Origin of the sequence: Streptomyces sp. S4.7, from assembly GCF_010384365.1 — a bacterium.
Lineage (GTDB): Bacteria > Actinomycetota > Actinomycetes > Streptomycetales > Streptomycetaceae > Streptomyces.
Window position 1 is genome coordinate 4,566,595 of record NZ_CP048397.1, and the last position, 26,995, is coordinate 4,593,589.

Consider the following 26,995-nt stretch of genomic DNA (forward strand, 5'->3'; position numbering starts at 1 on the left):
TGGTTGAGCTACGCCCCGTGCGCCTGCGCCGGGGCGTTTCGTCTTGTTCAGCCCCTTCTGAGCGGTCCTCATCACCCGGAAGGAGGCCGACGCTCATGGCAAGGCCCGACAAGGCTGCCGCGGTGGCCGAGCTGACGGAACAGTTCCGCAGCTCGAACGCCGCAGTGCTGACCGAGTACCGGGGTCTCACCGTGGCGCAGCTCAAGGAGCTGCGCCGTTCCCTCGGTGCGAACGCCCAGTACGCCGTGGTGAAGAACACGCTGACCAAGATCGCGGCCAACGAGGCCGGGATCAACACGCTGGACGACCTGTTCGCGGGTCCGACGGCGGTTGCCTTCGTCACCGGTGACCCGGTGGAGTCGGCGAAGGGTCTTCGTGACTTCGCCAAGGACAACCCGAACCTCGTCATCAAGGGCGGTGTCCTTGACGGCAAGGTGCTCAGCGCCGACGAGTTCAAGAAGCTCGCGGACCTCGAGTCGCGCGAGGTGCTGCTCGCCAAGGTGGCCGGTGGAATCAAGGCGTCGATGGCCAAGGCCGCGGCGACATTCCAGGCCCCGCTGTCGGAGTTCGTCCGCACCGCGGACGCCCTTCGCGCCAAGCGTGAGGCCGAGCAGGGCGGTGCCGGTACGCCGGCTCCCGCCGAGGCCGACGCCGAGTAGTTCGGCGCCGCGTCGCGGCGGGCCCGTACGCCCGCCGTTCACATTCATCCGGCACCTGCCGAAATTAGTGGAAGGACCGCCATCATGGCGAAGCTGTCCCAGGACGACCTGCTCGAGCAGTTCGAGAACCTGACCCTCATCGAGCTTGCCGACTTCGTGAAGGCGTTCGAGGAGAAGTTCGACGTCAAGGCCGCCGCCCCGGTCGCCGTCGCCGCCGCCGGCGGTGCCGCCGGTGCCGCTGTCGAGGCCGAGGCCGAGCAGGACGAGTTCGACGTCATCCTCACGGGTGCCGGCGAGAAGAAGATCCAGGTCATCAAGGTCGTGCGTGAGCTGACCTCGCTGGGCCTCAAGGAGGCCAAGGACCTCGTGGACGGCGCCCCGAAGCCCGTCCTGGAGAAGGTCGCCAAGGAGGCCGCCGAGAAGGCTGCCGAGTCCCTCAAGGGCGCCGGCGCCTCCGTCGAGGTCAAGTGACCTCGTAGGACCCCGCTGACATCCGTCCCGCGGAGCCGTACAGGCGCCCGCGGGACGGAGGGGCAGCGATCCGCACCGAGAGGTGCACAGCGTTGACGAGAAGGACGGTCCCCCGTACGGGTGACCGTCCTTCCGCGTTGCCGCGAGGGGTTCCTTGCTCTTCGGTGGGCTGCGAGTATGGTGATCATCGCCGTGCCTTCCGTACGACCGGTGACGATCCGTACGGAACGGGGGGCCTTGACGAACCGCACGCAGCGCGCAATTCTCAGGACGCGTCGCGATATCGATCCGAATCCGAGGCATGGATCGGCGACGAAGAGGGCAGGATCGATGTGCGCCTACGGCGTGGGTCGATACGCAGTTGAGACAAGGTGTTGAGAACAACGAGGGTCTCGCAAAACCCGGCCTGGACATCAGTGTGCCAAGTGGCTACACTGACCCTTTGCGCTGCCTGTTAGCTGCTCCCTGCCCGTCACCAGGGGCACCCCCATGCATGACATCGTCGGCTGATCAGCCCATTCAGGGCCTGTCACCCGCTCTGTCCAGCTCGGGACCGGTACGCGCGTAGTGAGTCCGAGCCCTCGGAAGGACCCCCTCTTGGCCGCCTCGCGCAACGCCTCGACCACGAATACGAACAACGGCGCCAGCACCGCCCCGCTGCGCATCTCTTTTGCAAAAATCAAGGAGCCCCTCGAGGTTCCGAACCTCCTCGCGCTGCAGACCGAGAGCTTTGACTGGCTGCTCGGCAATGCGGTCTGGAGGGCTCGTGTCGAGGCTGCTCTGGAGAACGGGCAGGACGTCCCCAGGAAGTCCGGTCTGGAGGAGATCTTCGAGGAGATCTCCCCGATCGAGGACTTCTCCGGGTCGATGTCGCTGACTTTCCGCGACCACCGCTTCGAGCCTCCCAAGAACTCGATCGACGAGTGCAAGGAGCGCGACTTCACGTACGCGGCCCCGCTCTTCGTCACCGCCGAGTTCACCAACAACGAGACCGGCGAGATCAAGTCCCAGACGGTCTTCATGGGCGACTTCCCGCTCATGACCAACAAGGGCACCTTCGTCATCAACGGCACCGAGCGTGTCGTCGTGACGCAGCTCGTGCGCTCGCCGGGTGTCTACTTCGACTCCTCGATCGACAAGACGTCCGACAAGGACATCTTCTCCTCCAAGATCATCCCGTCCCGGGGTGCCTGGCTGGAGATGGAGATCGACAAGCGCGACATGGTCGGTGTCCGTATCGACCGCAAGCGCAAGCAGTCCGTGACCGTCCTGCTCAAGGCTCTCGGTTGGACGACCGAGCAGATCCTCGAGGAGTTCGGCGAGTACGAGTCGATGCGCGCCACCCTGGAGAAGGACCACACCCAGGGCCAGGACGACGCGCTGCTCGACATCTACCGCAAGCTGCGTCCGGGCGAGCCCCCGACCCGCGAGGCGGCCCAGACGCTGCTCGAGAACCTCTACTTCAACCCCAAGCGCTACGACCTCGCGAAGGTCGGCCGCTACAAGGTGAACAAGAAGCTCGGCGCGGAAGAGCCGCTGGACGCCGGTGTGCTCACCACCGACGACATCATCGCCACGATCAAGTACCTGGTGAAGCTGCACGCCGGTGAGACCGAGACGGTCGGCGAGAACGGCACGCAGATCATCGTCGAGACCGACGACATCGACCACTTCGGCAACCGCCGTCTGCGCAACGTGGGCGAGCTCATCCAGAACCAGGTCCGTACGGGTCTGGCGAGGATGGAGCGCGTCGTGCGCGAGCGCATGACGACCCAGGACGTCGAGGCGATCACGCCGCAGACGCTGATCAACATCCGGCCGGTCGTCGCCTCCATCAAGGAGTTCTTCGGTACCAGCCAGCTGTCGCAGTTCATGGACCAGAACAACCCGCTCTCGGGTCTCACCCACAAGCGCCGTCTGAACGCGCTCGGCCCGGGTGGTCTCTCGCGTGAGCGGGCCGGCTTCGAGGTCCGTGACGTGCACCCCTCGCACTACGGCCGCATGTGTCCGATCGAGACGCCGGAAGGCCCGAACATCGGTCTGATCGGCTCGCTCGCGTCGTACGGCCGGGTCAACCCGTTCGGCTTCATCGAGACGCCGTACCGCAAGGTCGTCGAGGGCCAGGTCACCGACGAGGTCGACTACCTGACCGCCGACGAGGAGGACCGCTTCGTCATCGCCCAGGCCAACGCGACGCTCTCCGAGGACATGCGGTTCACCGAGCCGCGCGTCCTGGTCCGCCGTCGTGGCGGCGAGGTCGACTACATCCCCGGCGACGACGTCGACTACATGGACGTCTCGCCGCGCCAGATGGTGTCGGTCGCGACCGCGATGATCCCGTTCCTTGAGCACGACGACGCCAACCGTGCCCTCATGGGCGCGAACATGATGCGCCAGGCCGTACCGCTGATCACGGCCGAGGCGCCGCTGGTCGGCACCGGCATGGAGTACCGCTGCGCGGTCGACGCGGGTGACGTCATCAAGGCGGAGAAGGAAGGTGTGGTCCAGGAGGTCTCCGCGGACTACATCACCGTCGCCAACGACGACGGCACGTACACCACGTACCGCATCGCCAAGTTCTCCCGCTCCAACCAGGGCACCTCCGTCAACCAGAAGGTCGTCGTCTCCGAGGGTGACCGGGTCGTCGAGAGCCAGGTGCTCGCCGACGGTCCCGCCACCGAGCAGGGCGAGATGGCGCTCGGCAAGAACCTCCTCGTGGCGTTCATGCCGTGGGAGGGCCACAACTACGAAGACGCGATCATCCTCAGCCAGCGGCTGGTGCAGGACGACGTCCTCTCCTCGATCCACATCGAGGAGCACGAGGTCGACGCCCGTGACACCAAGCTCGGCCCGGAGGAGATCACCCGGGACATCCCGAACGTCTCCGAAGAGGTCCTCGCGGACCTCGACGAGCGCGGCATCATCCGTATCGGTGCCGAGGTCACGGCCGGAGACATCCTCGTCGGCAAGGTCACGCCCAAGGGTGAGACCGAGCTGACGCCGGAGGAGCGCCTGCTGCGCGCGATCTTCGGTGAGAAGGCCCGTGAGGTCCGCGACACCTCGCTGAAGGTGCCGCACGGCGAGACCGGCAAGATCATCGGTGTCCGCGTCTTCGACCGCGAGGAGGGCGACGAGCTTCCTCCGGGCGTGAACCAGCTGGTCCGCGTCTACGTCGCCCAGAAGCGCAAGATCACCGACGGTGACAAGCTCGCCGGCCGTCACGGCAACAAGGGCGTCATCTCCAAGATCCTGCCGATCGAGGACATGCCGTTCCTGGAGGACGGCACCCCGGTCGACATCATCCTCAACCCCCTCGGTGTCCCGTCCCGGATGAACCCGGGACAGGTCCTCGAAATCCACCTCGGCTGGCTCGCCAGCCAGGGCTGGAAGGTCGAGGGCAGCGAGGACTGGATGGAGCGTCTGAAGGCGATCGGCGCCGACGAGGTCGCGCCCGGCACCAACGTCGCGACACCCGTCTTCGACGGCGCCCGCGAGGACGAGATCTCCGGTCTCTTCGAGGCCACGATCCCGAACCGCGACGGCGAGCGGATGGTCAAGGGCTCCGGCAAGGCGCACCTGTTCGACGGCCGCTCCGGTGAGCCGTTCCCCGAGCCGGTGTCCATCGGCTACATGTACATCCTCAAGCTCCACCACCTGGTCGACGACAAGCTCCACGCCCGCTCGACCGGTCCGTACTCCATGATCACCCAGCAGCCGCTGGGTGGTAAGGCCCAGTTCGGCGGCCAGCGCTTCGGTGAGATGGAGGTGTGGGCGCTGGAGGCGTACGGCGCCGCTTACGCCCTCCAGGAGCTGCTGACCATCAAGTCCGACGACGTGACCGGCCGCGTGAAGGTCTACGAGGCCATCGTCAAGGGCGAGAACATCCCCGAGCCCGGCATTCCCGAGTCCTTCAAGGTGCTCATCAAGGAAATGCAGTCGCTCTGCCTCAACGTGGAGGTGCTCTCGTCGGACGGCATGTCCATCGAGATGCGTGACACGGACGAGGACGTCTTCCGCGCGGCGGAGGAGCTCGGTATCGACCTGTCCCGGCGAGAGCCGAGCAGCGTCGAAGAGGTCTGACGGGTTGTCCGGCCGCTCCCGTCTCGGAGCGGCCGGCTCCTCCCGGGCCCCGTACAGACCATGATTTGAGACTCGACCCCGAAAGAGGGATTGACGACAAGTGCTCGACGTCAACTTCTTCGACGAGCTGCGGATTGGCCTCGCCACCGCGGACGACATCCGGACCTGGTCCCACGGCGAAGTGAAGAAGCCGGAGACCATCAACTACCGCACGCTCAAGCCCGAGAAGGACGGACTCTTCTGCGAGAAGATCTTCGGTCCGACCCGGGACTGGGAGTGCTACTGCGGCAAGTACAAGCGTGTCCGCTTCAAGGGCATCATCTGTGAGCGCTGTGGCGTGGAAGTCACGCGCGCCAAGGTGCGCCGTGAGCGGATGGGTCACATCGAGCTTGCCGCTCCCGTCACCCACATCTGGTACTTCAAGGGCGTTCCGTCCCGGCTGGGGTACCTGCTCGACCTCGCGCCGAAGGACCTTGAGAAGGTCATCTACTTCGCCGCGTACATGATCACGTTCGTGGACGAGGAGCGCCGTACGCGCGACCTGCCCTCGCTGGAGGCGCATGTCTCCGTCGAGCGTCAGCAGGTCGAGAACCGTCGCGACTCGGATCTCGAAGCCCGCGCCAAGAAGCTCGAGACCGACCTGGCCGAGCTGGAGGCCGAGGGCGCCAAGGCCGACGTGCGCCGCAAGGTGCGCGAAGGCGCCGAGCGTGAGATGAAGCAGCTGCGCGACCGTGCGCAGCGCGAGATCGACCGTCTCGACGAGGTGTGGAGCCGCTTCAAGAACCTCAAGGTCCAGGACCTGGAGGGCGACGAGCTGCTCTACCGCGAGCTGCGTGACCGCTTCGGCACGTACTTCGACGGCTCGATGGGCGCCGCGGCGCTCCAGAAGCGCCTGGAGTCCTTCGACCTGAACGAAGAGGCCGAGCGGCTCCGCGAGATCATCCGTACCGGCAAGGGCCAGAAGAAGACCCGTGCGCTCAAGCGCCTCAAGGTCGTCTCCGCGTTCCTGCAGACCAGCAACAGCCCCAAGGGCATGGTGCTGGACTGCGTACCGGTGATCCCGCCGGACCTGCGTCCGATGGTGCAGCTGGACGGTGGCCGCTTCGCGACCTCCGACCTGAACGACCTGTACCGCCGTGTGATCAACCGCAACAACCGCCTCAAGCGTCTCCTTGACCTCGGTGCCCCCGAGATCATCGTGAACAACGAGAAGCGGATGCTCCAGGAGGCCGTCGACGCGCTGTTCGACAACGGCCGCCGCGGTCGCCCGGTCACCGGTCCCGGCAACCGGCCCCTGAAGTCCCTCAGCGACATGCTGAAGGGCAAGCAGGGCCGTTTCCGCCAGAACCTGCTCGGCAAGCGAGTCGACTACTCGGCCCGTTCCGTGATCGTCGTCGGACCGCAGCTCAAGCTGCACCAGTGCGGTCTGCCGAAGGCCATGGCGCTGGAGCTCTTCAAGCCGTTCGTGATGAAGCGCCTGGTGGACCTGAACCACGCGCAGAACATCAAGTCGGCCAAGCGCATGGTCGAGCGTGGCCGCACCGTCGTGTACGACGTCCTCGAAGAGGTCATCGCCGAGCACCCGGTGCTGCTGAACCGTGCTCCGACCCTGCACCGCCTGGGCATCCAGGCCTTCGAGCCGCAGCTCGTCGAGGGCAAGGCCATCCAGATCCACCCGCTCGTCTGCACCGCGTTCAACGCGGACTTCGACGGTGACCAGATGGCCGTGCACCTGCCGCTCTCCGCGGAGGCGCAGGCCGAGGCCCGCATCCTGATGCTGTCCTCGAACAACATCCTCAAGCCGGCCGACGGCCGTCCCGTCACCATGCCCACCCAGGACATGGTGCTCGGCCTCTTCTTCCTCACCACGGACGAGGAGGAGCGCGAGGTCCTGGGCGCGGGCCGGTCGTTCGGCTCCAGCGCCGAGGCCACGATGGCGTTCGACAACCGGGAGCTCTCGCTCCAGGCGAAGATCGACATCCGCTTCCCGGTGGGCACCATCCCGCCGCGCGGCTGGACCCCGCCGGTCGGCGAGGACGGCGAGACCAACGCCGAGTGGCAGCAGGGCGACCCGTTCCGGCTGCGTACGACCCTGGGCCGCGCGCTCTTCAACGAGCTGCTGCCCGAGGACTACCCGTTCGTCGACTACTCGGTGGGCAAGAAGCAGCTCTCCGAGATCGTCAACGACCTCGCCGAGCGCTACCCCAAGGTCATCGTGGCGGCGACGCTCGACAACCTGAAGGCGGCCGGCTTCTTCTGGGCGACCCGCTCCGGTGTCACCGTCGCCATCTCCGACGTCGTCGTGCCCGAGGCGAAGAAGGAGATCGTCCAGGGCTACGAGGCGCAGGACGAGAAGGTCCAGAAGCAGTACGAGCGCGGTCTGATCACCAAGGACGAGCGCACGCAGGAGCTCATCGCGATCTGGACCAAGGCGACCAACGAGGTCGCCGAGGCGATGAACGCGAACTTCCCGAAGACGAACCCCATCTTCATGATGGTGAACTCGGGTGCTCGCGGAAACATGATGCAGATGCGTCAGATCGCCGGTATGCGTGGTCTGGTGTCCAACGCCAAGAACGAGACGATTCCCCGTCCCATCAAGGCGTCCTTCCGTGAAGGCCTGTCCGTGCTGGAGTACTTCATCTCCACGCACGGTGCCCGTAAGGGTCTGGCCGACACCGCCCTGCGTACCGCCGACTCGGGTTACCTCACCCGTCGTCTGGTGGACGTCTCGCAGGACGTCATCATCCGCGAGGAGGACTGCGGCACCGACCGCGGCCTCAAGCTGCGGATCGCCGAGCGCGGCGCCGACGGTGTCCTGCGCAAGGCGGAGGACGTCGAGACGTCCGTGTACGCGCGGATGCTCGCCGAGGACGTCGTCGTGGACGGCAAGGTCATCGCGCCGGCCAACGTCGACCTGGGCGATGTCCTGATCGACGCGGTCGTGGCGGCCGGCGTGGAGGAGGTCAAGACCCGCTCGGTCCTGACCTGTGAGTCCGCGGTCGGCACCTGTGCCTTCTGCTACGGACGTTCGCTGGCCACCGGCAAGCTGGTCGACATCGGTGAGGCGGTCGGCATCATCGCCGCCCAGTCCATCGGTGAGCCCGGCACCCAGCTGACGATGCGTACCTTCCACACCGGTGGTGTGGCGGGTGACGACATCACACAGGGTCTGCCGCGTGTCGTCGAGCTCTTCGAGGCCCGTACGCCCAAGGGCGTCGCGCCGATCTCCGAGGCCGCGGGCTCCGTCCGCATCGAGGAGACCGAGAAGACGAAGAAGCTCGTCGTCACCCCGGACGACGGAAGCGAGGAGACGCCGTTCCCGATCTCCAAGCGCGCCCGTCTGCTCGTGGGCGACGGTGACCGCGTCGAGGTGGGCCAGAAGCTCACCGTGGGTGCCACCAACCCGCACGACGTGCTGCGGATCCTCGGTCAGCGCGCGGTCCAGGTCCACCTGGTCGGCGAGGTCCAGAAGGTCTACAACTCGCAGGGTGTGTCGATCCACGACAAGCACATCGAGATCATCATCCGGCAGATGCTGCGCCGCGTGACGATCATCGAGTCCGGCGACGCGGAACTGCTGCCGGGCGAGCTCGTCGAGCGCTCGAAGTTCGAGACGGAGAACCGTCGTGTGGTCACGGAAGGCGGCCACCCGGCCTCCGGCCGTCCGCAGCTGATGGGTATCACCAAGGCCTCGCTGGCCACCGAGTCGTGGCTGTCGGCGGCGTCCTTCCAGGAGACGACCAGGGTCCTGACCGACGCGGCGATCAACGCCAAGTCGGACTCCCTGATCGGCCTCAAGGAGAACGTCATCATCGGAAAGCTCATCCCGGCGGGTACGGGTCTCTCCCGCTACCGCAACATCCGGGTGGAGCCGACCGAGGAGGCCAAGGCCGCGATGTACTCGGCAGTGGGCTACGACGACATCGACTACTCACCGTTCGGCACGGGCTCCGGCCAGGCCGTTCCGCTGGAGGACTACGACTACGGTCCGTACAACCAGTAGGACGTGAGTTCGGTCCGATGGGCGGTCACCCCGGTTGGGGAGGCCGCCCATCGGCCGTGTGTGAGGTATCCGAAACCAGGTGCGGCGCATCTTTTTTGACCGGAGTCGATGAGGTAGGTACGCTCAGACCTTGTGCCTGGGGTGTGCCTGGGCTCCTGTGCGTGTCCTCAACCGCATGGCGAGTTCGGACAAAGGCCACCGCGATCTGCGCTTTCCTCGCCTCCAGCGGGATCTTGCAGTATTCGACACACCCGACCGCGTGGGTCGGCGAATGTTCCAGGTTAGTTTTACCGACGGCACACAGAAACCGGAGAAGTAGTGCCTACGATCCAGCAGCTGGTCCGGAAGGGCCGGCAGGACAAGGTCGAGAAGAACAAGACGCCCGCCCTTGAGGGTTCCCCTCAGCGCCGCGGCGTCTGCACGCGTGTGTTCACGACCACCCCGAAGAAGCCCAACTCCGCACTGCGGAAGGTCGCGCGTGTGCGTCTGACCTCCGGCATCGAGGTCACGGCTTACATTCCGGGTGAGGGACACAACCTGCAGGAGCACTCCATCGTGCTCGTGCGTGGTGGCCGTGTGAAGGACCTGCCGGGTGTTCGTTACAAGATCATCCGCGGCTCCCTTGACACCCAGGGTGTCAAGAACCGCAAGCAGGCCCGCAGCCGCTACGGCGCCAAGAAGGAGAAGTAAACAATGCCTCGTAAGGGCCCTGCCCCGAAGCGCCCGGTCATCATCGACCCGGTCTACGGTTCTCCTCTTGTCACGTCGCTGATCAACAAGCTTCTGCTCAACGGCAAGCGTTCCACCGCCGAGCGGATCGTGTACGGCGCCATGGAAGGCCTCCGCGAGAAGACCGGCAACGACCCGGTCATCACGCTGAAGCGCGCGCTTGAGAACGTCAAGCCGTCTCTCGAGGTCAAGTCCCGCCGCGTCGGCGGCGCCACCTACCAGGTGCCGATCGAGGTCAAGCCCGGTCGCGCCTCCACCCTCGCGCTGCGCTGGCTGGTCGGTTACTCCCGCGCCCGTCGCGAGAAGACCATGACCGAGCGCCTCATGAACGAACTGCTCGACGCCTCCAACGGCCTCGGCGCTTCGGTCAAGAAGCGTGAGGACACGCACAAGATGGCCGAGTCCAACAAGGCCTTCGCGCACTACCGCTGGTAGTCAGCGCCCACATCGAGACCGAGAGAAGATTGAGCCTTATGGCCACCACTTCGCTTGACCTGGCCAAGGTCCGCAACATCGGGATCATGGCCCACATCGACGCGGGCAAGACGACCACCACCGAGCGGATCCTGTTCTACACCGGTGTGAGCTACAAGATCGGTGAGGTCCACGACGGCGCTGCCACGATGGACTGGATGGAGCAGGAGCAGGAGCGCGGCATCACGATCACGTCCGCCGCGACGACCTGTCACTGGCCGCTCGACGATGTCGATCACACGATCAACATCATCGACACCCCGGGTCACGTCGACTTCACCGTCGAGGTGGAGCGTTCGCTCCGCGTCCTCGACGGCGCTGTCACCGTGTTCGACGGTGTGGCTGGCGTCGAGCCGCAGTCCGAGACCGTCTGGCGTCAGGCGGACCGCTACGGCGTGCCGCGTATCTGCTTCGTCAACAAGCTCGACCGGACCGGCGCGGAGTTCCACCGCTGTGTCGACATGATCTCGGACCGCCTCGGCGCGGTCCCGATCGTGATGCAGCTGCCGATCGGTGCCGAGATGGACTTCAAGGGCGTCGTCGACCTCGTGTCGATGAAGGCCTTCGTCTGGTCCGCCGAGGCCACCAAGGGCGAGATGTACGACGTCGTCGACATCCCGGACACGCACACCGAGGCCGCCGAGGAATGGCGCGGCAAGCTCCTCGAGGTCGTGTCCGAGAACGACGACGAGATGATGGAGCTGTACCTGGAGGGCGAAGAGCCCACCGAGGAGCAGCTGCACGCGGCGATCCGCCGTATCACGCTCGCCTCCAGGGGTGCGGCCGACTCCGTCACCGTCACGCCCGTCTTCTGCGGAACCGCGTTCAAGAACAAGGGCGTTCAGCCCCTGCTCGACGCGGTCGTGCGCTACCTGCCTTCCCCCCTCGACGTCGACGCCATCGAAGGCCACGACGTCAAGGACCCGGAGAAGGTCATCAAGCGCAAGCCTTCCGACGACGAGCCGTTCTCCGGCCTCGCCTTCAAGATCGCGAGCGACCCGCACCTGGGCAAGCTCACCTTCGTCCGGATCTACTCCGGACGCCTGACGGCCGGCACCGCGGTGCTGAACTCCGTGAAGGGCAAGAAGGAGCGCATCGGCAAGATCTACCGTATGCACGCGAACAAGCGTGAGGAGATCGAGTCGGTGGGCGCCGGTGACATCGTCGCCGTCATGGGCCTGAAGCAGACCACCACCGGTGAGACGCTGAGCGACGACAAGAACCCGGTGATCCTGGAGTCCATGGACTTCCCGGCGCCGGTGATCCAGGTCGCTATCGAGCCCAAGTCCAAGGGTGACCAGGAGAAGCTGGGTGTCGCCATCCAGCGGCTCTCGGAGGAGGACCCCTCCTTCCAGGTTCACTCGGACGAGGAGACCGGCCAGACCATCATCGGTGGTATGGGCGAGCTTCACCTCGAGGTGCTTGTCGACCGCATGAAGCGCGAGTTCCGCGTGGAGGCGAATGTCGGTAAGCCGCAGGTCGCTTACCGTGAGACGATCCGCAAGGCCGTCGAGCGTATCGACTACACGCACAAGAAGCAGACCGGTGGTACCGGCCAGTTCGCGAAGGTGCAGATCGCGTTGGAGCCCATCGAGGGCGGCGACGCGACCTACGAGTTCGTGAACAAGGTGACCGGTGGCCGTATCCCCCGTGAGTACATCCCCTCGGTGGACTCGGGTGCCCAGGAGGCCATGCAGTTCGGCATCCTGGCCGGCTACGAGATGGTGGGCGTCCGCGTCACCCTTCTCGACGGTGGCTACCACGAGGTCGACTCCTCGGAACTCGCCTTCAAGATCGCCGGTTCGCAGGCGTTCAAGGAGGGTGCCCGCAAGGCGTCGCCCGTCCTGCTCGAACCGATGATGGCCGTCGAGGTCACCACGCCCGAGGACTACATGGGCGATGTCATCGGCGACCTCAACTCCCGCCGTGGCCAGATCCAGGCCATGGAGGAGCGCAGCGGCGCTCGCGTCGTGAAGGGCCTCGTGCCCCTCTCGGAGATGTTCGGCTACGTCGGAGACCTCCGCAGCAAGACGTCGGGTCGCGCAAGCTACTCGATGCAGTTCGACTCCTACGCCGAGGTTCCCCGGAACGTCGCCGAGGAGATCATCGCGAAGGCCAAGGGCGAGTAGCTCGTCCCGAGCACGCTTTAGGCTTGTCACCGGCAAGCCCTGGGGTGCCGGGCACCGCGTACGGGAGACCGTACGGGGTGCCCGGTGTCCCGGGCCCCGGCATTCCAGCAAAGATCACCTGGCGCCGATGAGTAAGGCGTACAGAACCACTCCAGGAGGACCCCAGTGGCGAAGGCGAAGTTCGAGCGGACTAAGCCGCACGTCAACATCGGCACCATCGGTCACATCGACCACGGTAAGACGACCCTCACGGCCGCCATTACCAAGGTGCTGCATGACGCGTACCCGGACCTGAACGAGGCCTCGGCCTTCGACCAGATCGACAAGGCTCCCGAGGAGCGCCAGCGCGGTATCACCATCTCGATCGCGCACGTCGAGTACCAGACGGAGTCGCGTCACTACGCGCACGTCGACTGCCCCGGTCACGCGGACTACATCAAGAACATGATCACGGGTGCGGCGCAGATGGACGGCGCCATCCTCGTGGTCGCCGCGACCGACGGCCCGATGCCGCAGACCAAGGAGCACGTGCTCCTGGCCCGCCAGGTCGGCGTGCCGTACATCGTTGTCGCGCTGAACAAGGCCGACATGGTGGACGACGAGGAGATCCTGGAGCTCGTCGAGCTTGAGGTCCGCGAGCTCCTCTCCGAGTACGAGTTCCCGGGCGACGACCTGCCGGTCGTCAAGGTCTCGGCGCTCAAGGCGCTCGAAGGCGACAAGGAGTGGGGCCAGACCGTCCTCGACCTGATGAAGGCCGTCGACGAGTCGATCCCGCAGCCCGAGCGTGACGTCGAGAAGCCGTTCCTCATGCCCATCGAGGACGTCTTCACGATCACCGGCCGTGGCACGGTCGTCACCGGTCGTATCGAGCGTGGTGTGCTCAAGGTCAACGAGACCGTCGACATCGTCGGTATCAAGACCGAGAAGACCACCACCACGGTCACCGGCATCGAGATGTTCCGCAAGCTGCTCGACGAGGGCCAGGCCGGTGAGAACGTCGGTCTGCTCCTCCGTGGCATCAAGCGCGAGGATGTCGAGCGCGGCCAGGTCATCATCAAGCCCGGTTCGGTCACGCCGCACACCGAGTTCGAGGCCCAGGCCTACATCCTGTCGAAGGACGAGGGTGGTCGTCACACCCCCTTCTTCAACAACTACCGCCCGCAGTTCTACTTCCGTACGACTGACGTGACCGGCGTCGTGACCCTCCCCGAGGGCACCGAGATGGTCATGCCGGGCGACAACACCCTCATGACGGTCTCGCTGATTCAGCCGGTCGCCATGGAGGAGGGCCTGAAGTTCGCCATCCGTGAGGGTGGCCGGACCGTGGGCGCCGGCCAGGTCACCAAGATCAGCAAGTAATTGCCGATCCGGCGGTCCGCTGCCTGTCGGCTGACCGTTTGACCTGGTAGCTCCAGCACGAGCAACCAAGAAGTGGGCCCCGCACCGAAGTTGGTGCGGGGCCCACTTCCGCGTTGGGTGGGGCGAGGCCGTTATTCGGTGGAGTGCGGTTCGGTCGGCTCCTAGGGTTGCCGGGGCAGTGGTCACGGCGCGTCGGGGGGCAGGGGCAATGCGTACGTCGTATCCGAGGACGCCCCATCTGCCGTGGTCGCCCGGTGTCGCCTCCGACGATGTGCGGGTCGGGGATCTGGACGGGCTGCGGGGGCGGGAAGTCGTCGTCACCGAGAAGATGGACGGGGAGAACACCACCCTGTACCGCGACGGGCTGCACGCCCGGTCGCTGGATTCCGGGCATCATCCGTCGCGGGCCTGGGTCAAGGCGTTGCAGGGGCGGATCGGAGGGCTGATCCCGGACGGGGTGCGGGTGTGCGGGGAGAACATGTACGCGCGGCACTCGATTCCGTACGAGGACCTGGAGAGCTGGTTCTACGGGGTGCCCGTGTGGAGGCGCAACGGCGTACGGCAGCACCCGGTGCCGCCCGACGTACTCGCGGGGCAGTTGCACCGCTACGTACCGCCGTATCCCGGGGACGCGCACCGGACGTGGTACGTCGGGGCGGACGGCGACATCGAGGACGCGGACAGCGCCGAGAGCGGGGGGCCGTGATGCGGACCAGCGACCAGGGCGGGGGGCCGTGATGCGGACCAGCGACCAGGGCGGGGGGCCGTGATGCGGACCAGCGACCAGCTGTACCACCAGGTCCGCTGGGACCCGCGTCTCGACCCGGCGCGCTTCGTACTCGGCGTCAGCCGGCGCGGTACGACTCCGGGGCGCGTCCCGCTGCCCGCGTTCGTGCCCGGCGGCGACATCCCGTGGCACCGCGTGCTGTTCGTGGAGGCGGACGGCGAGGTGGTCTGGGACCGGGCGACCGGAGTCGACCGGATCGACGCGACGGACGCGGGGCGGGTGCGGCACGCACGGCTGCTGCGGGCGCCGTTCTTCACGGCCGGTACGGCGTACGCGTACGAGGGCGGGCAGTGGCGTCCCGCGGGGACCTCACCGCCACCGGCGGTCGCGTCCCTGCGCGTGCTGACCTGGAACACCCTCTGGGACCGCTACGACAGCGGCCGTGTCCACACCGCCGTGCGCCGCCCGCTGCTCCTCGCGGCTCTGGAGGAGTCGGACGCCGATGTGATCGCGCTGCAGGAGGTCGAGCGCGAGCTGCTCGTGATTCTTATGAACGCGCCCTGGGTACAGGCGAGTTACACCATCGGCAGCGACCCGGGTGGGCGTGACGTGGACGACAACGGGCTGCTGCTCCTCAGCCGCTTGCCCGTACGCGAGGCGGCGCACCATGTCCTCGGCCCGCACAAGGCCGTCACCGCGCTCACCGTGGAGACGGCCGCCGGGCCGCTCGTCGTGGCCGCCACTCACCTGAGCAGCGACCACTCCATGGACGGCGCGGGTCGGCGCCGTAACGAACTGGCCTCCCTCGCCGAGGGGTTGGGCGGTGTCGACGCCGATCTGATCCTGATGGGTGACTTCAACGACGGCTCCGGTGGGTCCGGCGGTCCGGCCGCCGCGCTCGGGCTGCGTGACGCCTGGAGCGAGGTGTACGGCTCCGAGGACTCCACACCCACATTCGACCCGGTCGCCAATCCGCTGGCGGCGGTGGCCTCGCTGTCGGGCCGCGCCGGGCGGCTGGACCGGATGCTGCTGCGGGGGAGTGGCGCGGTCGCCGGGGCCGCGCTGCGGGGCGATACGCCGGACGCGAGCGGGCTCCACATCTCCGACCACTACGGGGTGGAGGTGGAGGTCAACCTCGGGGTGGGGGAGGGAAGTTCGCGCGCCGGCGCCCTCGATGTCGCCGCTACGGCTCGTACGGCCGTCGCGTGGATACCGCCCCACGAGCTGTGGGGCCCCGTCCAGGCCGTCCGGCGCGAGCACGACCCGCAGGTCGACCGCTGGCCGCCGCACGTGAACCTGCTCTTCGGCTTCGTCCCGGAGTCCGACTTCGAGCGCGCGGCCCCGCTGATCGCCGAGGCCGTGCCCTTCACGGCGCGGCTGGGCGGGGTGCATACGTTCGGGCACCGCGAGGACGCCACGCTCTGGCTCGACCCGGCGGCGCGGAGCGAGGCGTTGTGGGCGGGGCTTCGGGAGGCCCTGGAGCGGCGGTTTCCGCGCTGCGGTGGGCGGCGGGCCGAGGGGTTCACGCCGCATCTGACCCTCGGGCGGAGCCGCGATCCGCAGCGGGTCGCCGCCGGGATCGCGGCCCGGCTCGGCGAAGTGCCGTGCGTGGTCGATGAGTTGGCGCTCCTGTCGCGCAGGGGTGACGAGCCGATGCGCGTACGGGCGACGGTCGCGCTCGGCACGGGTGAGGTCAACTGGCTGCTGGAGGAGGCACCGGTCGTACATCAGGTCACCTCCGGCGTCGCCGAGACCACGCGACTGCTCGCCCGTGTGCTCGCCGAGGGCACTGTGCACGTCGTGGGCTCCCGTCGGATGGGCTGCGCGTCCACCGGCGCGGATCTGGACCTGGTGGCGGCGCTGCCGGGTGCGGCGGTGGACATGGACGAGATACGGCGGCGGGTGACGGCCGCGCTCCCGGACGGCGCGTCTCCCGTACGCGAGGTGGTCGGCGCCCGCGTGCCCGGACTCCGCTTCACGGTGGGCGAGTCGGGCGTCGACCTGGCCGTGGTGGCGACCGGCGACATGGACCCGGTCGACGCCGTGGAGCGCCGCGCCGAACTGGGCGAGGCGGCGGCCGTCGCGCTCAGCGCGGTGAGCGACGCGGCGGCCGTACGGGACGCGGTCGGCGACCGTCACGACGCCTTCGCCGGGCTGGCGAGGGAGGTGAAGGCCTGGGCGAGAGCCCGTGGCCTGGACTCCGCCCCCTTCGGCGGGCTGCCCGGCCTGGCCTGGGCGGTGCTGGCGGCGCGCACGACGCGCGAGGCCGGGGACCTCGCGGGCGACGATCTGCGCAGGCACTTCTTCGGGACGTGGGCGGCGTGGGACTGGCGTATGCCGGTCGGTCTCACAACTTTCTTGACTGACGTATCAGACGTTCAGCAGGGGTGACGACGACATCCAGATTCTTGGAGGGGCGAACGATGGATTCGGTCGGAGGATTCGTATTCGGCGTAGGACTGGTCATGCTGGGGGTGTTGATCCATTACGTGAGGAACCAGGTCGCGGCTGGAAAGATCCGGCGCAACTCGGCGATCGGCATCCGGACCAAAGCCACGATGTCCTCGGACGCGGCCTGGGAGGCAGGCCACGCGGCGGCGGCTCCGCTGCTGGCGGTGACGTTCCTGACCGCCTACGCGCTGGGGGCGATCACCGTGCTGATCGGCCTGGTGTCGGCGCTGGGCGACATCGACGATGCGGCCGTCCTCGTCGTCCCGCTGGGCGGAATTCTCGTCTTTCTCGGGCTCCTCTCGACAGCGGCGGCGAGGGCGAACGCCGCCGCGCGCGCGACGGGCCGACCAAGTAGTCGGTAGCACCCGGGCCGCGCATCTCAGCCGTCCTGGCAGTCGCGGCAGCAGCCCGGCTCCGGGGCGCGGAAGGCGCGTTCGCAGCGGTCGCAGGTCTGGAACGGGTGCGGGCGTACGAGGGTCGGCGCCGGTGGAAGCGGTGGTGGCAGGAGCGCGGTGAGGCGGTGGGCCAGCAGGGCGGCCGGGTGGCGGGGGTCGCCCGGGAGGTTCGCGGTCAGGGCGCGGCGTACGGAGTCGGGGTCCGCGCCGCGCTCCAGCCAGGCGGCGACGCCGGGTGCGAGGCGCCGCACGTCGCGCTCGGCGAGGAGCAGGCGGGGGCCTTGGCGCCGCAGACCGGCGAGGAGATCGGCGGCGGCGCGGTGGCGGTTCGGGTCGGGGGAGAGGGGCTGGGGGAGGGGCGGGGGCGGAGGCTTCGCGGACGCGGACGCGGGCGCGGGCGCGGGCGCCGGTTCCGGCTGCGGTTCCGGTTCCGGCTGCGGCTGCGGCTGCGGTGGGCGTACGCGTACGGGCTCCGCTCTCCGTAACGTCGGCGGCTGGTTGTACGACACCGTGTGCGTGACGATCCGCCCGCTCGGCAGCCGCTCGCGCGTGCGCTCCAGATAGCCCGCCGCCTCCAACTCCCGCAGTGCGGAGGCGATTCGCGCCTCGCTCTCCGGGAAGCGGGCGGTCAGGCACTTGATGCCGATCCGGGCCCCGGCGGGCAGCGACTGGATGTGGACGGCGAGTCCGATCGCGATGAGGGTCAGCTCACGGTGCTGCGCGAGGTGGTTGTCGACGACTGTGTAGCGCTTGGTGAGCCGGGTGTTGGCGTGCACGACACCGGATCGGGCGACGGGCCGGGGAACTCGGGACGTGGCGCGCGAGGGCGCGCTAAAGTGCTGAACATCCATCGGGAAGGGTCTACTTCCTTGGTGGTGAGGCCCTCGTTCGGGATGCCAGTCCCGGCCGGGGGCCGCTGTCTGTTGTGGAGTTGTCGCGGCGAGCATATGCCAGTCAACCCGTACGAAATCCAGCCCAGTTGGGCGAGTTCACCCATGCGGGTGATGGGGGCTGGTGGGGTTAGGAGGGTCTTTTCCTCCACGTACTTGAGATCTTCTGACGTCGTGAGCCACGACGTCGCGGCGAACCGGGTCGCGGCCGACCGGGTCGGGGCCGGCCGCGACCCGGTGAGTATGAGTATTCGGCCACCCGTCACAACGTGTCTGGGCATGTAGACACTGAGCAACGGGGAAGGGTGCGGGGATGGCGTGGGACGAGTGGGAGCAGCTCAAGTCCGAAGCGGTGGAGCGCAGTTCTGCGCAGATGCAGTTGAATCAGTTGCCGGCGGATCAAGGTGGTGGCGCGCCGGCCGGCGCCGCGTCCGGGGATGTGAAGTCGGACAAGAAGGTGTGGGCAACCGCCGGTGCAGGTCTCATGGGGCCTTGACCCCGAATCCTGAACACGGGTTATGCGGCTGGGGCCAGCGTAGTTGGTGTGTGGTGGAAGGTGTTCTCGAAGGCGATCCGGTGATCGTTGTCCGAGGCGGGAGTGTCGGCGTCGGGTGTTGTAGCGGTGGAGCCATCGGAAGGCGTCGAGTCGGGCTTCGCGCTCGGTGCGGACCGCTGCGGCCAGGGCATCGGTCACCAGGTCCGCGCGCATGTGGTCGGCGATCGCCCAGCCGGCGAGCCGCCGCGAAGCGAGGTCGATGACGGTCGCCAGGTAGCAGAACTTCCTGCCGTCGATGGGCAGGTAGGTGATGTCGCCGACGTACTTCGTGTTCGGCTTGTCCGCGGTGAAGTCGCGGCCGATCAGGTCCGGGGCCTTGGCGGCGGCCGGGCCGGGGACGGTGGTGCGGTGCCGGCGGCGCAACCGGACTCCCTCGATTCCGGACGCTCGCATGATCCTTGCGACTCGCTTATGGTTGACCGCCTCACCGTTCTCCTCGCGGAGTTCGGCGGTGATCCTCGGGGCTCCGTAGGTGCCGTCCGATTCCTGGTGCACTGCCCGTATCCGGGCGGCCAGGCGGGCGTCGGCCGCCTGTCTGGCGGCCCGGTTCGTAGCTGTCCGGCGCCAGTAGTAGAAGCTCGAGCGGCTGACGCCGAGGATGCTGCAGAGCCGCTTCACGCCGTGACGGCGCTGGAGGTCGGCGACACACTGGAAGCGGTTCACCAGCGCGTCTCCCCGGCGAAATACTTCGCCGCTTTGCGAAGAATCTCGCGTTCCTCCTCCAGCTCGCGGACCTTCTTCCGCAGGGCGGCGTTCTCGGCTTCCAGCGGGGCCGGCGGCTGCGAGGGTTCCTGCGTCCGACGTCCCCGGGGACGGCTCACCCCGGCTGCCCTCACCCAGTTCCGCAGGGTCTCCGGGTTGATGCCCAGATCGGCTGCGACCGACCTGATCGTCGCGTCGGGCCGCGACTCGTACAGCGCGACCGCGTCCGCCTTGAACTGTGGCGGGTAGTTCTTCATGACCACGAGATGTCCGTTCTCAGATCCTCAGGATCCAGTGTCTCGTGTGTTCAACATCCGGGGTCAAGGCCCCATCGTCGAAGACCTGCTGCTGCTGATGTTCGACGACACGTCGGGCACGATCGCGGGAGAGGGCACGCTGTACTACACGCTGGGCGGCGCCGTACTCGTGGAGCTGGGCGTCGGGAAGTACGTCAGGGTCGACGAGAACGACCAGGGGCTGAACGGTCTGAAGGTGCATGCCGTCGCCGGTGATCCGCCGGCGGATCCGCTGCTGCGGGGCGCGTACCAGAAGGTCGCCGACCGGAAGCGAGGCGTGCAGACCCTCCTCATTGAGATCGGCACCGAGCTGCGGGAGACCGTGCTCGAACGGCTCGTCGAGCGGGGCATGCTGCGGCAGGAGACCAAGAAGACGCTGGGGCTGTTCCGTACGACCGCGCTGATCGGACTGCTCCTCGCGAGCGGTACCCTGCCGAATCTGCACCGGTCCATCCCGTGGTCGGGCAAGGTCTACAAGCGCGCGAAGGAGCTGGAGAAGGGCAGTTGGGGCGCCGAGGCGGTGAACACGGCGGTGATGCGAACGGTCGCGGCGACCTCCATGGGGACGGCCATCGCCGCGACCAGCTAGCGAGTTGGTGCCTGGAGCCTGCTGAGTGCCGACATCGCTTCGCGTTCGACCCGTGCGAGGTCGTGGAGGACGGCGCCCGCCCGCGTCAGGTGCCTCACCTCGTCGGACTCGCCCGCTGTCTCGACCAGCGCGGCCACCTCCGTCCAGAGGGTGGCGGCCTCCGCGTACAGGCGGTGGCCGGTACGCAGATGGGCGCTGTCGATCAGCTCGGCGCACTCGGCGAGGAAGTCCCGGTAGAGATTGCGGAACAGGGCGCCGCCGGTGCCGGCCTTCTCCATGAGGACGGCCGCCCGTGGCAGGTCCTCCCGCGGATCGTCGCTGCGCTCCAGCCACTTCGGCACTTGCTTCGCGGTCTTCTCGATGCCCCGGTGGCCGAGGTTCGCGATGGGCGGGTTCAGGAAGGCGTCGGCACAGGTCTTGATCGCGGGGATGATCCGGCCCTGCGGTGAGGCCGCCGTGCCGCCGGGCACCGTGATCGTGAAGGAGCGGTGCCTGGCGGTCATGGGGCCGCGCTCGGCCCTCGCCCTGGCCAGGGCGGCGAGGCCGGTCGTGACCGCTCCGCCCTGCGGGGCGGTGTCCACCAGGTGGGCGTCCCTCTCGTCGTAGCCGTACATCGCCACGACGTGCCCGCCGAAGTGCACCTTGGTACTGAAGTAGTCCAGGTGATAGCTGTCGAGCTGAAGACCGACCGGCCGGCCGGCGTCGATGGGTCCCGCCACGTTCTGCCACGCCTTGCGCGCGGAGGTGGTCTCCTCGACCAGCAGATCGAGCCCGAGTGCGGCGGTCAGATTCCCGGTCAGCTCGAACGGCTTGACCCGGCCGCCGAGGAACGGGAAGCCCATGGCTCTGCTGTCCCAGTAGATGAAGGAGAGCCCGGAGCCGAGCCCGAACAGCATCGGCTCGGACAGGTCGATCCCCTCATGCCGCAGCAGCACGCCGAGCGCGGTCGTCTCACAGTGCTGCATGCCACGGACGTCGATGTCCTTCACCATGCCCATGTCGCTCATTTCCCTGGATGGTCGTGCCCGCGCGTCAGATCGCGTACGCGCCCGTGTGGGGCCTTCCGTGTTCGCGCGCGTACGGGGTGAGAGCCACCGCCCCGATCCCGCGCACCGTGTTCTGCGGGTCCAAGTCCAGCGGGCTCACGCCCAGTTGGTCCGCGAGCTGCGGGGAGAGATACGCGGCGAGGTCCGCCCACTCCTCGTCGTCGGCCCCGGGGTCCCCCACCGGGGTGATGCCCTCCTCGACGCAGGCGGCGCGCTCCTCGGGCAGTGGCTCACCCACGGTGTACCGCGCTCCGTCGTCGTCCCAGTAGGAGCCGAAGCGGCGCACGACGGTCCCCTCCTGGACGACGAGCCACCCCGCCCCGCCGCCCTGCTCCCCGAAATAGTACGCCTGGGCCCGGCCGTAGCGTCGGCTCAGCCCGGTCACGACGCGCAGGACATCCTCCGCGCGCTCCGGATCGACGGGATTGCACCAGGGGCCGAGCACCAGGGTCCATCCGTCGACCTCCGGAGTGACGTAGACCCTGCCGTACTCGGCGCCGTCGTGGCTGTCGTGCACTCCGACGTTCAGCCCCAGCTCGAACGTCGCGGGCCGCGCCTCGAAGAGGTCGAGCACCTCCATGACCCCCCGCTGGTCGCCGGCGGGGACGGCTATCCAAGAGGTGGAGCAGGTGTCGAGGGACTGTGGCCGGTCGTCACAGGACTGGGGGACGGAAAAGTCATCCTCGCCAACGGAAATCCGGATGTGGCGGACCACGTGGGCGTCTATGTGCCCGGCACCCACGCGGGCATCGAGAGCATTGGCGACGGCGATGACCTGGGTGAGTTCGGTAAGGCAGAGAAGCTCTGGGACGAGAGCAATGCCATGTCGCCGGGGAAGCAGGTCCCTACAATCACCTGGCTCGATTACAACGCTCCGGACAACATCCCGACGGAGGCGACACAGGGCAAGTACGCCGATGAGGGTGGACCTCGGCTGTACGACTTCCTTCAAGGCAACAGAGCAGCGCAGGAGAGCGCAGTCGGCAGCGCTGCCCACAACACGGCGATCGGTCACAGCTACGGCAGCACTGTGGTGGGTGTCGCGGCGCAGTCAGGAAGTTGGCAGGACTCCAAAACCGTCGACGACTTCGTATTCGCCGGCAGCCCTGGGGTCCAGGCGGACCATGCGGCGGATCTGGGAGCAGGTGCCGATCACGTGTGGGCGATGGGTGCGCCCTGGGACGACCAGGGTGTGAGGCAGGGCGGTCGCCTGGTGGGTCTTGGCGACAACGCGACCATTCCGACCGATTCATGGTTCGGCGGCAACATCATGGCGAGCGACTCGGCCGATCACGGCAGATTCTGGGACGAAGGTTCCACAAGCCTGCTCAATCAGGCGGCTGTCATCACCGGGAACTATCAGAGGGTGAAACTTGAATAGAGAAGTGTCGGTCTTTTTCTCCGCTCTGGCGGCTTGCTTGATATTGGCCGGGTGCTCACAGGGAAACGAGGCAGAGGTGGAAGTACGTGACGGCGATTCGGTCTCGACTGAAGTCGAGGGGGCATCCAGTCGCATCCTGGAGATGATGGCGCTCAAGGGGAAGGTGACCGAGTCAGGTGCCAAGGTCTCGCGGTGTTCGGACTATGAGCCCGAGGACGAGGTCTACCGGGCTCGTCAACCGTGGAGCGTATACGACCTTCCTGTGCCGGAGCTGGAGAAGGCCATGGACCGACTCCGGAAAGAATTGCCGAAGGCGGGCTGGACCATTGTCAAGGACGGCACGGACGGAACTCCTGCCAAGGCTCCGCAGATTATTGCTGAATCCAAGGGGAGGGAATTCGCGGCGGACATTCGGTTGATGGACCAACGTAAGTACGGAGATGACCCTTCGTTGATCCTCGTCGCGGTCGAATCGGCCTGCTTCCGCGCGAAGTGACCCCCTGCGGTCCAAGCGCGTCCTGATCCCACCCAGACCGGAAAGTGCACCGCTCAGTGACTCTTCCGGGTCCAGGTTTCCGGTGTAGGGGGAAGGGTCCACGGCCCCCCAGGTTCCTCCACTGTTGGGCGGCTGAGCGCTTGCCCAGACTCTGGCTCACCGCGACGCCCCACGCGGCCGGGAGCTCGTGTTCCGCTCCCGCCCGCCGGGACGTGTCTGTGGGGGGGGGGGCTACGTCGTTTCGAAGAGCCCTTCGGCGGACGGCGTGGTGAGGGCGCGGGCGAGCCAGCCGAGCAGGGTCTCGGCGTCGTTGCAGCCGGTAATGCGCCCTCGGACATCCTCGGAGACGTCGATCCCGCGCAGCTCCAGGATGAAGAGGATGTCCTCCGCCCGGCTTGCGGCTTGGCCCTCAGCTCGGCCCTCAGCTCGGCCCTCAGCTCGGCCCTCGTCCCGGATTTCCTCCGAGAGCGGCGACTTGTAGAAAGAAAGGTCCACGGCCACCAGTTTCCTCCAGAGTGCTGCGGCGGGCAGGTTACCCAGGCCCTGTGAGATGAGTTCGACGATCGGGTTCTTGATGGCTTCCGGGGTCTCCCGCAGCGCGGTCGTCATCGCTTTGAGTATGACATCGGGGTTCCGATCGGCACCGTGCGTAATGAGAGACAGCGTGGCGAGCGCCAGGTCCTTGCGGACCTCGGCCGCGTCGGTGATCACCGGCATGTTGTGCGGGCCCACCACCAGCGGGCGCAGGGTGATTGACGGCCACTGCGGTGGCCCGATGTCGACGGGCCGCGTGGCCCATTCAGCCGTGGCGTGGTCCTGGCAGACGACCAGCAGTACGGGCGGCAGCCGGTACTTCGTGTGCAGGTACGACAGGTAGTAGGCCCAGCTTGCGGGCTTCGCCGGGTCCTTCTTCCCCTGGGCCTCGATCGCGAGGAGGTAGGACCCACTGTCCTTTGTCTCGACCCGTAACAGCGTGTCCACGCGTCGCTCGACGGGCCGGGCCTCGGTGAGGTCCGTGGGCAGGACGGTGACCCCTACGAGCGGGCCGAAGTCGACCCCGAGCACTTCGGAGACACCGGAGAAGAGCCCGGGGTGGTCCTGAAAGATGCGATGCATCGCCTCATGGGGCGCGCTGACCATGCGGGTTCCTGTTGGTGATTGGAGTTTGCCCCTGGCACATGCCAGGGCTTCGACTTTGCTGAGCATAAGCAGACAATCCGCCCTGGTCGTAGCTCAGTTGGTCATATTCACCCGGAGGGGTGAGGTAGGCCGTACGAGGTCCAGCTCCGCCCACACCGTCTTGCGCGGCACCGGCCCCTGCGTCACCCCCCACCGGTCCGCCAGCACCTCCACCAGCAGCAGCCCTCTGCCCGACTCGGCGTCCGCGGGTGGCAGTTGGGGGTTGAGTCCGGGGAGGCGGTCGCCACGGGTGTCGGTCACCTCGATGCGGAGCACCCGCCCGTCGTCCGTCCTGCGCAGCTCCAGCAGGAAGTCCCGCCCCGACAGCCGGCCGTGCGTGGCCGCGTTCGTCGCCAGCTCGGCGGTCACCTGCTCCGCCGTCTCGATCGTCCGGGGCGGCAGGTCCCAGGCGAGCAGATGCGCGGTGGTGAGCCGCCGGGCGAGACGGGCGCCGCGTGGCGTGGGTGACAGGAGTACGCCGAAGTGGCGTTCCGAAAGACCGAGTTGGGTGATTTCTTGATTCACGTCACTCAGCGTGGCGGTCCATGCATACGCTGACCAGTGATGACTCCGGTACGTACGGTGACTGTCCGGGGCTTGTCCAGCGCTGTCCAGCCTGTCCGGAGGGGGCAGCGGTACCGAGGAGGCGGGTGTGCGGTGAGCGTGGACACGGACGGTACGGAGCCCAGGACCGAGACGGACGAGCCGGGTTGGGAAGTCGACCCGGACGACGAATCGGGCGCGGCGGTCGTCGCGACGGTCGGCAGGCAGCTACGGCTGCGCCGCGAGGCGGCCGGCCTGCGGGCGGCGGAGTTCGGCCAGGCGATCGGCTACGGCGAGGACCTGGTCTACAAGGTCGAGTCGGGCACACGGATTCCCCGCCAGGAGTACCTGGACAAGGCGGACAAGGTCTTGAGGGCGGAGGGGATGATCTCCGCGATGAAGCAGGACGTGGCGGAGGTTCGCTACCCGAAGCGCGTTCGGGATCTGGCGAAGCTGGAGGCGCGGGCGGTCGAGTCGCTGTCGTACGGCAACCACAACCTGCACGGCCTGCTACAGACGGAGGAGTATGCGCGTGCGCTGCTCGCCACGAGGAGGCCCGCCCTGTCGGACGACGAATTGGCGCGAGCTGTGGCTGCGCGAGTGGCGCGGAAGTCCATCTTTGACCGTTCACCGGCCCCTGAGCTGAGTTTTGTCCAGGAAGAAGTCACGCTGCGCCGTCCTATCGGTGGCAAAATGGTGTTGCGCAGGCAACTCCAACACCTCCTGGAGGTTGGGCAGTTGCGTAATGTCGAGATCCAGGTGATGCCGACCGATCGCGGGGATCATCCCGGGATGAGTGGGCGAATCCAGGTGCTGAAGTTCGGTGACGGCACGTCAGTCGGACGCACCGACACAGAGTTCGGTGGTCGCCCCGTGTCCGATCCGAAGCAGCTAAGGATCTTGGAATTGCGCTATGGCATCATCCGGGCCGAAGCTCTTAACGCGCGCGAGTCGCTGGCCTTCATCGAAGAAGCCCTAGGGGAGACATGATCCGCAGCACCTCAGCCGAGGACGCGAACGAGCTGGCGTGGTTCAAGAGCACCTACAGCGACAGCAGTGACCCGAACGACTGCGTCGAGGTCGCCACCACCCCCGCCACGGTCCACGTCCGTGACTCCAAGACCCCCCAAGGCCCACGCCTCGGCCTCACACCCACCGCGTGGGCGAGCTTCGTGTCCTACGCGTCGGAGTCATGAACCCGCCCTGAACGCGCCTCACACCCAGAGGGTGAGGTTCGGCATCAGCGGCCGTAGTGGTAGCGGCAGGCCGCGATCCGGACCTCGTCCTCCACCAGTTTGTAGACCAGACGGTGTTCCTCAGTGATACGGCGTGACCAGTACCCCTGGAAACCGTGCTTGAGCGGCTCCGGCTTCCCGATGCCCTCGTTGCCGTTGCGCGTCACGTCCTGGAGAAGGGTATTGATCCGCTTCAGTACCTTTCGGTCCTCCGACTGCCACCACACGTAGTCGTCCCAGGCGGACTCGGACCACACCAGCTTCACTCGGCAAGCTCCTGCACAGTGCCGCCGCCGTTCTCGAGCTGGTCGATCGAGGCCAGCAGGCGGCGGGCGTTCTCAGGGTTCCTCAGCAGGTAGGCCGTCTCCTTGAGGGACTCGTAGTCGTCCAATGCCACCATCACGACCGCATCGTGCCCGGCTCTCGTGATTATGACTTCTTCACGGTCGTTGACGACCGAGTCCAGCGTCTCCGCATACTTTGCCCGCGACTCGGTGTACGACATCGTCCTCATGAGATCGCCTCCCAGCGCTACGTACAGATAACTGTACAGGCGCTGGTCTGAAGACGACTCGGCTTTCGCGCGACGCATACCCCGTGCT

General features: G+C 67.2%; 23 protein-coding genes and 1 pseudogene. 16 read left to right on the forward strand and 8 right to left on the reverse strand.

The genetic code is table 11. From position 1 onward, the window contains the following. Positions 1 to 95 precede the first annotated feature (95 nt). The 11 genes from rplJ to SSPS47_RS20515 all read left to right on the forward strand — a co-directional run bounded on the left by rplJ (position 96) and on the right by SSPS47_RS20515 (position 17,447). Positions 96 to 659, forward strand: a complete 564-nt coding sequence (gene rplJ, locus SSPS47_RS20465; RefSeq protein WP_164252309.1) for a 50S ribosomal protein L10 — start codon at positions 96 to 98, stop codon at positions 657 to 659. Between the two features lie 84 nt (positions 660 to 743). Next, on the forward strand, positions 744 to 1,130 hold the full coding sequence (gene rplL / locus SSPS47_RS20470; RefSeq protein ID WP_147874366.1) for a 50S ribosomal protein L7/L12: 387 nt from the start codon (positions 744 to 746) through the stop codon (positions 1,128 to 1,130). Between the two features lie 597 nt (positions 1,131 to 1,727). Next, positions 1,728 to 5,210: a DNA-directed RNA polymerase subunit beta gene (rpoB, locus tag SSPS47_RS20475; protein ID WP_078075569.1), complete on the forward strand. Its 3,483-nt coding sequence runs from the start codon at positions 1,728 to 1,730 to the stop codon at positions 5,208 to 5,210. A gap of 100 nt (positions 5,211 to 5,310) precedes the next feature. Then, the gene (locus tag SSPS47_RS20480; RefSeq protein WP_147874365.1) at positions 5,311 to 9,216 is read left to right on the forward strand and encodes a DNA-directed RNA polymerase subunit beta'; all 3,906 of its coding nucleotides are present in this window, start codon (positions 5,311 to 5,313) and stop codon (positions 9,214 to 9,216) included. A 318-nt stretch (positions 9,217 to 9,534) separates the two neighbouring features. Continuing rightward, positions 9,535 to 9,906: a 30S ribosomal protein S12 gene (gene rpsL / locus SSPS47_RS20485; protein WP_003948652.1), complete on the forward strand. Its 372-nt coding sequence runs from the start codon at positions 9,535 to 9,537 to the stop codon at positions 9,904 to 9,906. Positions 9,907 to 9,909: 3 nt separating this feature from the next. Next, complete coding sequence (rpsG, locus tag SSPS47_RS20490; protein ID WP_023539364.1) at positions 9,910 to 10,380, forward strand: 30S ribosomal protein S7; 471 nt, start codon at positions 9,910 to 9,912, stop codon at positions 10,378 to 10,380. A 38-nt stretch (positions 10,381 to 10,418) separates the two neighbouring features. After that, positions 10,419 to 12,548 (forward strand): elongation factor G, encoded by a 2,130-nt coding sequence (fusA, locus tag SSPS47_RS20495; protein ID WP_147874359.1) that lies wholly within the window; start codon positions 10,419 to 10,421, stop codon positions 12,546 to 12,548. A 165-nt stretch (positions 12,549 to 12,713) separates the two neighbouring features. Next, on the forward strand, positions 12,714 to 13,907 hold the full coding sequence (gene tuf, locus SSPS47_RS20500) for an elongation factor Tu (protein ID WP_023539362.1): 1,194 nt from the start codon (positions 12,714 to 12,716) through the stop codon (positions 13,905 to 13,907). A gap of 208 nt (positions 13,908 to 14,115) precedes the next feature. Further along, complete coding sequence (locus tag SSPS47_RS20505) at positions 14,116 to 14,613, forward strand: RNA ligase family protein (RefSeq protein ID WP_275405160.1); 498 nt, start codon at positions 14,116 to 14,118, stop codon at positions 14,611 to 14,613. Between the two features lie 63 nt (positions 14,614 to 14,676). Continuing rightward, the gene (locus SSPS47_RS20510) at positions 14,677 to 17,025 is read left to right on the forward strand and encodes a poly(A) polymerase (protein ID WP_164252311.1); all 2,349 of its coding nucleotides are present in this window, start codon (positions 14,677 to 14,679) and stop codon (positions 17,023 to 17,025) included. Between the two features lie 32 nt (positions 17,026 to 17,057). Then, positions 17,058 to 17,447, forward strand: a complete 390-nt coding sequence (locus tag SSPS47_RS20515) for an SdpI family protein (protein ID WP_203557888.1) — start codon at positions 17,058 to 17,060, stop codon at positions 17,445 to 17,447. A gap of 17 nt (positions 17,448 to 17,464) precedes the next feature. Here the strand turns inward: SSPS47_RS20515 and SSPS47_RS20520 are convergent, their stop codons facing one another. After that, positions 17,465 to 18,331, reverse strand: coding sequence for a helix-turn-helix domain-containing protein (locus SSPS47_RS20520; RefSeq protein ID WP_164252314.1), 867 nt, complete (start codon positions 18,329 to 18,331; stop codon positions 17,465 to 17,467). Between the two features lie 622 nt (positions 18,332 to 18,953). Beyond that, positions 18,954 to 19,891 (reverse strand): annotated as a pseudogene (locus tag SSPS47_RS20525) (IS3 family transposase); the annotation flags it as partial. 40 nt (positions 19,892 to 19,931) lie between these two features. Here SSPS47_RS20525 and SSPS47_RS20530 point away from each other — a divergent pair. Next, entirely contained in the window at positions 19,932 to 20,513 is a 582-nt protein-coding gene (locus tag SSPS47_RS20530; RefSeq protein WP_239064992.1) for a GPP34 family phosphoprotein, read from the forward strand. Here SSPS47_RS20530 and SSPS47_RS20535 read toward each other — a convergent pair. Continuing rightward, positions 20,510 to 21,511, reverse strand: a complete 1,002-nt coding sequence (locus SSPS47_RS20535; protein WP_164254768.1) for a BtrH N-terminal domain-containing protein — start codon at positions 21,509 to 21,511, stop codon at positions 20,510 to 20,512. The genes SSPS47_RS20530 and SSPS47_RS20535 overlap by 4 nt on opposite strands. A gap of 34 nt (positions 21,512 to 21,545) precedes the next feature. After that, positions 21,546 to 22,139 (reverse strand): hypothetical protein, encoded by a 594-nt coding sequence (locus SSPS47_RS20540; protein WP_164252316.1) that lies wholly within the window; start codon positions 22,137 to 22,139, stop codon positions 21,546 to 21,548. On the opposite strand from SSPS47_RS20540, the gene SSPS47_RS20545 reads away from it, so the two are divergent. Beyond that, entirely contained in the window at positions 22,071 to 22,940 is an 870-nt protein-coding gene (locus SSPS47_RS20545) for an alpha/beta hydrolase (RefSeq protein WP_275405161.1), read from the forward strand. The genes SSPS47_RS20540 and SSPS47_RS20545 overlap by 69 nt on opposite strands. 76 nt (positions 22,941 to 23,016) lie before the next feature. Beyond that, entirely contained in the window at positions 23,017 to 23,436 is a 420-nt protein-coding gene (locus SSPS47_RS20550; RefSeq protein WP_164252317.1) for a hypothetical protein, read from the forward strand. A gap of 231 nt (positions 23,437 to 23,667) precedes the next feature. Here the strand turns inward: SSPS47_RS20550 and SSPS47_RS20555 are convergent, their stop codons facing one another. Beyond that, positions 23,668 to 24,576: a hypothetical protein gene (locus SSPS47_RS20555; RefSeq protein WP_203557889.1), complete on the reverse strand. Its 909-nt coding sequence runs from the start codon at positions 24,574 to 24,576 to the stop codon at positions 23,668 to 23,670. A 93-nt stretch (positions 24,577 to 24,669) separates the two neighbouring features. Continuing rightward, positions 24,670 to 25,140 (reverse strand): ATP-binding protein, encoded by a 471-nt coding sequence (locus tag SSPS47_RS20560; protein ID WP_164252319.1) that lies wholly within the window; start codon positions 25,138 to 25,140, stop codon positions 24,670 to 24,672. Positions 25,141 to 25,272: 132 nt separating this feature from the next. Here SSPS47_RS20560 and SSPS47_RS20565 point away from each other — a divergent pair, with 132 nt between their 5' ends. Continuing rightward, positions 25,273 to 26,148 carry a helix-turn-helix transcriptional regulator gene (locus tag SSPS47_RS20565; RefSeq protein ID WP_239064994.1) on the forward strand — a complete coding sequence of 292 codons (876 nt, stop codon included), beginning with the start codon at positions 25,273 to 25,275 and terminating at the stop codon, positions 26,146 to 26,148. Continuing rightward, positions 26,145 to 26,354: a DUF397 domain-containing protein gene (locus SSPS47_RS20570; RefSeq protein WP_164252322.1), complete on the forward strand. Its 210-nt coding sequence runs from the start codon at positions 26,145 to 26,147 to the stop codon at positions 26,352 to 26,354. The genes SSPS47_RS20565 and SSPS47_RS20570 overlap by 4 nt, the downstream gene beginning before the upstream one ends. 44 nt (positions 26,355 to 26,398) lie before the next feature. On the opposite strand, the gene SSPS47_RS20575 is transcribed toward SSPS47_RS20570, so the two are convergent. Continuing rightward, positions 26,399 to 26,659 carry a Txe/YoeB family addiction module toxin gene (locus SSPS47_RS20575; protein ID WP_164252324.1) on the reverse strand — a complete coding sequence of 87 codons (261 nt, stop codon included), beginning with the start codon at positions 26,657 to 26,659 and terminating at the stop codon, positions 26,399 to 26,401. Beyond that, positions 26,656 to 26,907 carry a type II toxin-antitoxin system prevent-host-death family antitoxin gene (locus tag SSPS47_RS20580; RefSeq protein WP_078075549.1) on the reverse strand — a complete coding sequence of 84 codons (252 nt, stop codon included), beginning with the start codon at positions 26,905 to 26,907 and terminating at the stop codon, positions 26,656 to 26,658. Before SSPS47_RS20580 ends, SSPS47_RS20575 begins: the two co-directional genes overlap by 4 nt. Positions 26,908 to 26,995 lie beyond the last annotated feature (88 nt).

Excerpts from the sequence above, each read along its gene's own strand:
- rplJ (WP_164252309.1), top strand. The coding sequence starts at position 96 with ATGGCAAGGCCCGACAAGGCTGCCGCGGTGGCCGAGCTGACGGAACAG.
- rplL (WP_147874366.1), top strand. The coding sequence starts at position 744 with ATGGCGAAGCTGTCCCAGGACGACCTGCTCGAGCAGTTCGAGAACCTG.
- rpsG (WP_023539364.1), top strand. The coding sequence starts at position 9,910 with ATGCCTCGTAAGGGCCCTGCCCCGAAGCGCCCGGTCATCATCGACCCG.
- fusA (WP_147874359.1), top strand. The coding sequence starts at position 10,419 with ATGGCCACCACTTCGCTTGACCTGGCCAAGGTCCGCAACATCGGGATC.
- SSPS47_RS20505 (WP_275405160.1), top strand. The coding sequence starts at position 14,116 with ATGCGTACGTCGTATCCGAGGACGCCCCATCTGCCGTGGTCGCCCGGT.
- SSPS47_RS20510 (WP_164252311.1), top strand. The coding sequence starts at position 14,677 with ATGCGGACCAGCGACCAGCTGTACCACCAGGTCCGCTGGGACCCGCGT.
- SSPS47_RS20515 (WP_203557888.1), top strand. The coding sequence starts at position 17,058 with ATGGATTCGGTCGGAGGATTCGTATTCGGCGTAGGACTGGTCATGCTG.
- SSPS47_RS20520 (WP_164252314.1), bottom strand. The coding sequence starts at position 18,331 with ATGGATGTTCAGCACTTTAGCGCGCCCTCGCGCGCCACGTCCCGAGTT.
- SSPS47_RS20535 (WP_164254768.1), bottom strand. The coding sequence starts at position 21,511 with ATGGGCATGGTGAAGGACATCGACGTCCGTGGCATGCAGCACTGTGAG.
- SSPS47_RS20540 (WP_164252316.1), bottom strand. The coding sequence starts at position 22,139 with ATGGAGGTGCTCGACCTCTTCGAGGCGCGGCCCGCGACGTTCGAGCTG.
- SSPS47_RS20555 (WP_203557889.1), bottom strand. The coding sequence starts at position 24,576 with ATGGTCAGCGCGCCCCATGAGGCGATGCATCGCATCTTTCAGGACCAC.
- SSPS47_RS20570 (WP_164252322.1), top strand. The coding sequence starts at position 26,145 with ATGATCCGCAGCACCTCAGCCGAGGACGCGAACGAGCTGGCGTGGTTC.
- SSPS47_RS20580 (WP_078075549.1), bottom strand. The coding sequence starts at position 26,907 with ATGAGGACGATGTCGTACACCGAGTCGCGGGCAAAGTATGCGGAGACG.